The organism is Ectothiorhodospira lacustris, assembly GCF_022227785.1.
In the GTDB taxonomy this organism is placed as follows: domain Bacteria; phylum Pseudomonadota; class Gammaproteobacteria; order Ectothiorhodospirales; family Ectothiorhodospiraceae; genus Ectothiorhodospira; species Ectothiorhodospira lacustris.
This window is the reverse complement of record NZ_JAJNQM010000156.1, coordinates 1-1,813: the sequence shown is the minus strand read 5'-3', so window position 1 is coordinate 1,813 and position 1,813 is coordinate 1. Positions and strand designations below refer to the sequence as shown.

The following is a 1,813-nucleotide window of genomic DNA, read 5'->3' as shown; positions in this document are numbered from 1 at the left end:
AAGGGGGCAAGCCCCATGACACAGGGGAAGCCGCGGCCGGCTGGATGCAGCGGGGGGCCGAGAGCATCCTCGGGCCTTTCCTGCGGGGCAGGGGTGCGAGGATGCGCCGCTGGGGTCTCTACGGGGGCGTGGTGCTGCTGATCCTGGGTTCCGTTTCCCTGGCCTATTTCCAGGTGGTGGTGCTCAAGATGCTGCCCTTCGATGACAAGTCTGAGTTCCAGGTGGTGGTGGACATGCCGGAAGGCACCAGTCTGGAGCGCACCGCCCGGGTGCTGCAGGAGCTGGGTGACTACCTGGCCACGGTGCCGGAGGTGCGGGACTACCAGGTCTACGCGGGCACCGCCTCGCCCATCAATTTCAATGGTCTGGTGCGCCAGTATTACCTGCGCGAAGGCGGCCATCTGGGGGATATCCAGGTGAATCTGGTGGACCAGAAGGAGCGCCGTCGCAAGAGCCATGAGATCGCCCTGGACGTGCGCGCTCCCCTGCAGGAGATCGCCCGGCGCCATGGCGCCGCCCTGAAGGTGGTGGAGGTCCCGCCGGGTCCCCCGGTGCTGGCCCCCATCGTGGCAGAGATCTACGGCCCTGATTACGAAGGCCAGATCCGGGTGGCCCGGCAGGTGCGGGCGTTGTTCGAGTCCACCGAGGGAGTGGTGGATGTGGACGACTCGGTGGAATACCCCGGGCCGCGTCTGATCCTGGAAGTGGACCGGGAGAAGGCCGCTCGGCTGGGAGTGGCCCAGGACCAGATCGCCCGGGCGGTGGATACGGTGCTTCGGGGTGAGGACGTGACCTTCCTGTTCGGTGCCGGGGTCAAGTACGCCGTACCCATCCGGCTGAAGTTCGATGCCGCCGACACGGCGGAACTGGATACCCTGTTGGCCCTGCGGGTACGGGCCAGGGAAGGTGCCTTGGTGCCCTTGTCCGAATTGGTGAACGTGGTGGAGACCACTCGGGAGCGGTCCATTCATCACAAGGACCTGTTGCCCGTGGTCTATGTCACCGGCGACATGGCCGGACGGCTGGACAGCCCCCTGTACGGCATGTTTGACCTGTTCTTCCAGTTGCGCGACCAGCCTCTGGCCCTGGATCGCCCCCTGGACCAGTATTTCATCAACCAGCCGGAGGACCCTTACGTCTACAGCCTGAAGTGGGACGGGGAATGGCAGATCACCTATGAGACCTTCCGCGACATGGGGTTGGCCTATTCGGTGGGGCTGGTGCTCATCTACCTGCTGGTGGTGGCCCAGTTCCGCTCCTACGTGGTGCCGCTGATCATCATGGCGCCGATCCCGCTGACGGTGATCGGGGTCATGCCCGGTCATGCCCTGCTGGATGGTCTGTTCATGGACGCCAAATTCACGGCCACGTCCATGATCGGCATGATCGCCCTGGCGGGGATCATCGTGCGCAACTCCATCCTGCTGGTGGATTTCATCAACCAGGAAGTGGCCCGGGGCGTGGCCCTGGAAGAGGCGGTGATCCGTGCCGGGGCGGTGCGTGCCAAGCCTATCGTGCTCACCGGGTTGGCGGCGATGATCGGAGCTGGGTTCATCCTTAACGACCCCATCTTCAACGGTCTGGCCATTTCCCTGATCTTCGGGGTACTGGTCTCCACGGTGCTCACCCTGCTGGTGATCCCGGTGCTGTACTACAGCTATTTGAGAGGACGCACGGTCTGAAAAAGGGGGGGACGAAGCGGGCGGCCTGAACTGCATGCGCGGGAATGGCGGAATAATTGGACTGCCTCAATGCCTTCAGGAGTCCTGAAAACATCGGTTCAGAACCCCTGCCGCATGTATTCAGAACCTTT

At 63.7% G+C, this 1,813-nt stretch carries 1 protein-coding gene; it reads left to right on the top strand.

What is annotated here, in order from left to right; genetic code table 11:
- On the top strand, nt 1-1,682 hold a 1,682-nt coding region (locus LQ952_RS15775), incomplete at its 5' end, for an efflux RND transporter permease subunit (protein WP_238623566.1).
- Between the last annotated feature and the right edge of the window lie 131 nt (nt 1,683-1,813).